8 protein-coding genes are annotated in these 6503 nt (G+C 63.0%); 2 read left to right on the top strand and 6 right to left on the bottom strand.

From position 1 onward, the window contains the following. Positions 1 to 319: 319 nt before the first annotated feature. Positions 320 to 1705 carry a replicative DNA helicase gene (gene dnaB, locus ABH924_RS11115; RefSeq protein WP_404498783.1) on the bottom strand — a complete coding sequence of 462 codons (1386 nt, stop codon included), beginning with the start codon at positions 1703 to 1705 and terminating at the stop codon, positions 320 to 322. 626 nt (positions 1706 to 2331) lie between these two features. Between dnaB and ABH924_RS11110 the strand changes: the two genes are divergently transcribed. After that, positions 2332 to 2811: a hypothetical protein gene (locus ABH924_RS11110; RefSeq protein ID WP_234752894.1), complete on the top strand. Its 480-nt coding sequence runs from the start codon at positions 2332 to 2334 to the stop codon at positions 2809 to 2811. A gap of 3 nt (positions 2812 to 2814) precedes the next feature. Then, on the top strand, positions 2815 to 3390 hold the full coding sequence (locus tag ABH924_RS11105; RefSeq protein WP_404498781.1) for a hypothetical protein: 576 nt from the start codon (positions 2815 to 2817) through the stop codon (positions 3388 to 3390). 28 nt (positions 3391 to 3418) lie between these two features. On the opposite strand, the gene ABH924_RS11100 is transcribed toward ABH924_RS11105, so the two are convergent. From ABH924_RS11100 to ABH924_RS11080, 5 genes are all read right to left on the bottom strand, one after another. Beyond that, a complete protein-coding gene (locus ABH924_RS11100) occupies positions 3419 to 4045 on the bottom strand; it encodes an FMN reductase (RefSeq protein WP_404498779.1) in 627 nt (208 codons plus the stop codon). A gap of 100 nt (positions 4046 to 4145) precedes the next feature. Then, on the bottom strand, positions 4146 to 4982 hold the full coding sequence (locus ABH924_RS11095) for a PhzF family phenazine biosynthesis protein (protein WP_404498790.1): 837 nt from the start codon (positions 4980 to 4982) through the stop codon (positions 4146 to 4148). Between the two features lie 111 nt (positions 4983 to 5093). After that, a complete protein-coding gene (gene rplI, locus ABH924_RS11090) occupies positions 5094 to 5546 on the bottom strand; it encodes a 50S ribosomal protein L9 (protein WP_234752901.1) in 453 nt (150 codons plus the stop codon). Between the two features lie 17 nt (positions 5547 to 5563). Beyond that, complete coding sequence (rpsR, locus tag ABH924_RS11085; RefSeq protein ID WP_003800144.1) at positions 5564 to 5803, bottom strand: 30S ribosomal protein S18; 240 nt, start codon at positions 5801 to 5803, stop codon at positions 5564 to 5566. Between the two features lie 123 nt (positions 5804 to 5926). After that, positions 5927 to 6502: a single-stranded DNA-binding protein gene (locus ABH924_RS11080; protein WP_078107100.1), complete on the bottom strand. Its 576-nt coding sequence runs from the start codon at positions 6500 to 6502 to the stop codon at positions 5927 to 5929. Position 6503: the final 1 nt, after the last annotated feature.

The following is a 6503-nucleotide window of genomic DNA, read 5'->3' as shown; positions in this document are numbered from 1 at the left end:
ATGAAAGTAAGCTCAAACATAGCCGGGACCTCCCAAACCTCACATGTGGCACTACCATTGCACTCCCCGGGAGCCGTCAGGCCAAGGGAGCCGTCGATGGCAACCCACGGCCCTGTGAAACAGAAGGCCCCGGCCCCCATACCCGCTTGCCCTCACGTTCCCCGTCCGGGATAGAGGACATCACCGCCGGGTTCCAGGCCCCGCAGCGCCGCCCTTCCCGCACCCCGGGGAACGGATCACACCAAGCCGGCGCTGCCGGACCGCCCCCGGCGATAATGGCCGGCCCGGACGGGCAGGATCTGCATTCACTTCATATCGTCTAGAACCCGCCGCCGCCGCCTGTCTCGCCCGCCATATTGGCGAAGCGGGAGTAATGCCCTTGGAAGGCAACCACGATGTCCTTGGTGGGACCGTTACGGTGCTTGGCGATGAGGATGTCGGCCTCGCCAGCGCGGGGGGACTCTTTGTCGTAGACGTCTTCGCGGTGAAGCAGGATGACCATGTCGGCGTCCTGCTCGATGGAACCCGATTCGCGGAGGTCCGAGACCATGGGCCGCTTGTCCTGGCGCTGTTCGGATCCACGGTTGAGCTGCGAGAGCGCGATGACCGGAACCTGGAGCTCCTTGGCCAACAGCTTAAGGGCACGCGAGAATTCGGAGACTTCCTGCTGGCGGGATTCCACCTTCTTGCCGGAGCTCATGAGCTGGAGGTAGTCGAGAATCACCAGTTTGAGGTCGTGCTGCTGCTTCAGGCGACGGCACTTGGCCCTGATTTCCATGAGGGACATATTGGGGCTGTCATCGATGAACAAAGGAGCGTCGTTCATGCGGCCCATGGTGGTGGCGATCTTGGACCACTGCTCGTCCTTGATGGTGCCCTTGCGCAGGTCCTGAAGGCCAATGGTGGCTTCCGCTGACAGCAGGCGCATCGCGATTTCGTTGCGTCCCATTTCCAGCGAGAACATCACGGTGGCGAGGTTGTGCTTGATGGCAGCGGAACGGGCGAAGTCCAGCGCGAACGTGGACTTACCGACGGCTGGGCGCGCGGCGATGACGATCATCTGGCCCGGGTGCAGACCATGGGTGAGCTCATCGAGTTCGTAGAACCCTGTGGGGACGCCCGTCATGCCTTCCCCGCGGTGACCGGATGCCTCGATCTCGTCAACGGTGGACTCCATGACGTCCTTGAGCGCCACGTAGTCTTCCGCGGTGCGGCGTTCGGCCACGGCATAGATCTCGGCCTGGGCCTGGTTGACGAGGTCTTCCACCTCGCCGTCCTGGCCGTAGCCCATCTGGACGATCTTGGTGCCGGCGTTGACGAGTCGGCGCAGGACGGCTCGCTCAGCCACGATTTCGGCATAGTAGCCGGCGTTGGCCGCCGTGGGCACGGTCTGGATGAGCTCGTGCAGGTAGGCAGGGCCGCCGATCCTGTTGATCTCGCCGCGTTTGGTCAGCTCGTCGGACACCGTGACGGCATCGGCAGGTTCGCCGCGGCCGTAGAGGTCGATGATGGACTCGTATATGGTCTCGTGGGCCGGGCGGTAGAAATCATGGCCACGGACTAGTTCCACGACGTCGGCAATGGCGTCCTTGGACAGCATCATGCCGCCGAGAACCGATTGCTCAGCGGGGATGTCCTGGGGAGGTTTGCGGCTGGCGTCCGATGTCCGGCCGCCCTCGATCGAATCCAAGTGCGTAACTGACAAGCCGTCCTCCATTGTGTACCGCGCAGATAACTGTTCCCGGCGGTGCGGTAGGCCAATGCCCCGGTGAGGGTTGCTCCGACCGCGCCGTTTATGCCGGCTGGTCCAAACTGTTCCGTAGGGCACCGACAATTTTGGTTCCCCGAGATTTCCACAACTTATCCACAGACAGGTCCGCGGGCACGCTGCTTACCGACGGCACCAACGCGCCGTCCACCAGAAACAGGGGTTTTCCAAGTACCTAAAGCAGGTACTCAGTCACGTTAGCCCTGCTTTTCCGAGGCACCAAGCCGGGCCTGTGGATAAAGTGTGGAATACACACCCCTACTTGTGCACAGTCTGTGCATGACCCTGTGGAAAGAGAAATTCTTTTTGCGGCAAATAGCCTCTGAACTGGGAAAACGTTCTTCCCGCCATGTGGATCAAAAGTATTTTCTTCGGCGGATCATCCACAGGCCGATTCGCTCAATCCACACCCCGTCCCTCGTCCAATGGCCCAAAGAGGGATAAATATGCCAAAAATGTGATGCTCCCCACAATCCCTCCCGGAATTTGACAGATGGCTCCCAGAAGCTATGCCAAAGCAGGAATGTGCTGTGGATAACTGCGTTCTGACATAAGCTCTAGGTATGGGTTTCACTGTTGGGGATGTACTGCTGGTCGCAATGCCCGTTGTCATCCTTGTGGCTGTGATTTGGGCCCTGACGGCGGCATTCAAGCCACGCAACTCGGGGTTGTCCGACGCCGAGCGCTATCAACGGGAGCTGGCCGCCCGCTCGGCAGCCCACCAGGCCGCCCAAGTGCAGGCGGCAACGGCGGCAAGGGCCCGCATCGATGCATCCACAAGGCCGAGTCAAAACGCGCAGCAACAGTCGCAACAGGACAGCCAGTCGCGGGCCGCGCTGAGGGCGCAGGTCGCAGCCAGCCCGGGGGTCGGCCAGGCCGGCTACAACGGTCCCATCCTGCCCAACGGGCAGTTGAATCCACAGTTCGCCCTGCAATTGCAGGGCATGGTCCGCAGTGGGCAGAAGATTCAGGCCATCAAGCTCCTGCGCCAGCAAACCCACTCGGACTTGTTGACCGCCAAGAACTACATAGATCGGCTTTAGCGCATGTCATCCCTACTCGTCCCGGTCTCGATCCTGGCCGCCGTCGCCGTCGGCGTGCTGCTGATCAGCCGCATGCTCTCCCGCCGCTCTGCGGAACTTCGCAGTAATGCTGCCACGGGCAAAGCGGCCGTGGATCCCGTGGAGCTGGCCCGCAGTGCCGCCGCAAAGCTGAACGAGGATCAGCACCGGCAGCTGTATTCCCTGATCGCCCAGGGTCAGGCCATGGCGGCCATCAAGCTGTACCTCAGCGCCACCGGAGAAGGCCTGCGCGCCTCACGGGACGCCGTCGGCGCCCTTGCAGCGCACCCGCAGCCCTTCCGCAAGCCCGAGCCTGCCCCACAGGACCTCATGCCCGACGACGACGAGCCGGAGCGCTTCCCGTACCGTTACCGGGCAATCGCCAGCAAGGGCGACGTCACGCGTGAGGTGAGCAGCAACATGCTCAATGACGAGATCTACGGACGGATCCGCACCTTGGCCAAGAGCGGCGATGTCGAGGCCGCGGCGTTGGCGCTGACCAAGCATTCCGACATCAGCATGAAGCAGGCCCGCGAGTTCATCGAGCTGCTGGACGACTAGTGCCAGGAGCTGGGCAGCCGAGGCTCCCCTAGCGTCCCGCCGTGATCCCCGCGAGTAGTTGCTCAAAAGGCAGGGATTCCATCGCGTCCACCTTGCGGTGCGGCTGTTCGCCGCTCAGAAGCCGGGCCAGCTCGCCCGCCGCCCGGTCCACGCGGACCGATAGTGGCGACGCGCCGTCGTCGGCGTTTCCCCAATCCTGGGGCCCGGCGAAAACGGACGTCTGGGTTATCCGGGTGCGAAGGTAGGTGAAGAGCGGACGCATGGCGTAGTCGAGCACCATTTGGTGCCGGTCCGTGCCGCCCGTGGCGCCGAGAAGAACTGCCTTGCCGTCCAGGGACTTCGGGTCCAGAACGTCGATGAAGGACTTGAACAGCCCGCTATAGGAGGCGCTGAAGACGGGCGTGACGGCGATGATGCCATCAGAATCCTCGACGCCGGCGATCACCTCCGCGAGGCGCGGTGCTGCATAACCGGCGACGAAGTTATTGGCGATATCCACGGCCAGGTCCCGGAGCTCGACAACGTCCACCCGCACCTCATACGCGGCATTGCCCAGCTGGCGCTTGGCCGACGCGGCGAGCTGGTCTGCAAGAAGCCTGCTCGACGACGGTACGCCAAGTCCGGCGGAAAGGACGGTTATGCGGCGGGTCTCCATGGCAATCTCCTGTTGCTGGGCGGTTTGATGGCTTCAAACCAGAGTACATGCGTTTGCATCTATACTCCCAAACTATGCCCCCGCCCCTTTTATTCCCCTGCTACAGCCGGACGGTTCCCTGGATGCACATCACCGAGCTCCCGCCCACCCAGATGTCGCCGTCTTCCGCCTTGACGTGGATCCGTCCCGCCCGGCCCAGCGCCCTGCCCTGCGAGGCGACGTATTGCTCCGGAGCCCGGCCACTGCCGATCAGCCACTGGGCCGCCCCCGCATTGAAGCTTCCCGTCACGGGGTCCTCCACCATGGCGTCGCCCGGAATGAACGTCCGGACCTCGAAATCGACGCCGGCACCCGGTTCTTGGGGACCGATCACGCCGACCTTCAGATCCCCCAACGCCGCGAGGTCCGGCTCGAGGCCAAGGACCTGCTCGGCCGACTCAAGCAGTACACCGATCCACTGCGGGCCATTGACCAGCCACGAGGCATCCAAAACCGCGGTTCGGGGCAGTCGAAGTCCGGCGGCCAACTGTTCCATGATTGCCTCGTCGACAGGCCCGAAGCGCGTCAGCGGCGGGGCAGCGAAGGCGAGGCGGCCGCCGTCGAGCTTCACCTTGACCAAGCCTGCGCCGCATTCCTGAACCAGCATCCCGTCCTGCTTCGGCACTCCGCCGGACGCCAGCCACGCATGCGCCGAGCCGAGTGTCGGATGTCCCGCGAAAGGAAATTCCTCGCTGCCGGTGAAGATCCGAACGCGGTAATCGGCCGCAGGATCGCTGGGCGGCAGCAGGAAGGTGGTCTCAGACAAGTTGGTCCAGTTGGCGAAATGCTGCATCTGCTCCGTGCTGAGCCCTTCAGCGTCGACGACGACGGCAAGCGGATTGCCGAGGTACGGCACGTCGGTGAAGACATCCACTTGCGAGAAGGGCCTGGTGCGCATCGTTTCAAGGTTCACCGCTGCAGGCTATCACCGGGGGGTGCGCGCAAAGCAAAGGACCCCCGCCTCCGGAAACCGGAGACGGGGGTCCTTCGAGCTGCGTCAGAGCTTACGCTACTTACTTGCAACGACCTCGAGGTCGATGACAGCAGAAACGTCCTCGTGCAGGCGGACGTTGGCCTGGTACGAACCAAGGGACTTGATGTGGTTCGGCAGTTCAACGTTGCGCTTGTCGATGGAGCCGAGGCCAGCGGCCTCAACTGCAGCAGCGACATCAGCCGGCTTGACGGTGCCGAAGAGACGACCGGACTCGCCGGCCTTCACTACGAGCTTGACCTTCTTGGAAGAAAGCGCAGAAGCCTGGGCCTGTGCAGCTTCAACCGAAGCGTGGGCACGAGCAGCGCGGGCAGCCTTGATGGACTCAACCTGCTTCTCGCCACCCTTGGTCCAGGTCAGAGCGAAGCCGCGGGGCAGCAGGAAGTTACGTGCGTAACCGTCCTTGACCTCGACAACATCGCCAGCAGCACCGAGACCGGTTACTTCGTGGGTCAGAATGAGCTTTGCCATGTTAGTTAATCCCTTCCTTAGCCGCGGCCAGCGCCGGAGTAAGGCAGCAGAGCAACTTCGCGGGCGTTCTTGATTGCCTGGGCGATTTTGCGCTGTTCCTGCACCGTGACGCCAGTGACGCGACGGGCGCGGATCTTTCCGCGGTCGGAGATGAACTTGCGCAGCAATGCTACGTCCTTGTAGTCGATGACGGTGATGTCAGCGGCCTTCAAGGGGTTGGACTTTGGTTTGGGCTTACGGAGTTCAGCCTTAGCCATCGTGGAGCTCCTTTTCTATGGAGCCCGTGGAATGGATCCACGGGATGGTGGTGCTCGACGGCGGTCGCCACCCGGGTGCCTCGCGGCACGTCCGGCGGGTTCCGGCGTCGAACTTGTGAGTGTTTAGAAGGGAGGTTCGGAATCCGGGCCGTTGCCCCATCCGCCCGCGTTGCTGACGCCCGGGGTAGCCCAGGGGTCTTCCTGCGGTGCGGATTGGCCGCCGCCCCATGTTCCGCCGGAGTTGCCGCCCTGGTTTGCACCAGCGCCGCCACCTCCGAAGCCGCCGCTGTTGTTGCCGCCGCCGAAGCCGCCCTGACCACCCTGACCGCCGGAGCGCTGGGTGCGGTTGACCTTGGCGTTGGCGTAACGCAGGCTCGGGCCGATTTCATCGACTTCGAGCTCGATAACGGTGCGCTTCTCGCCTTCCTTGGTTTCGTAGGAACGGCTCTTCAGGCGGCCGGAAACGATCACGCGCATGCCCTTGGTGAGGGATTCGGCGACGTTTTCGGCTGCTTCGCGCCATACCGATGCGCGGAGGAACAGGGTTTCCCCGTCCTTCCACTCATTGGACTGGCGGTCGAAGGTCCGGGGAGTAGACGCGATGGTGAAGTTCGCTACCGCCGAGCCTGACGGTGTGAACCGCAGTTCGGGGTCATTGGTGAGATTACCGATGACCGTAATAGTGGTTTCGCCTGCCATC

The sequence above is a fragment of the Arthrobacter sp. GAS37 genome, assembly GCF_044908325.1.
Classification (GTDB): domain Bacteria; phylum Actinomycetota; class Actinomycetes; order Actinomycetales; family Micrococcaceae; genus Arthrobacter; species Arthrobacter ramosus.
The sequence above is the reverse complement of the archived record's forward strand: the minus strand, read 5'-3'. Positions and strand labels throughout refer to the sequence as shown.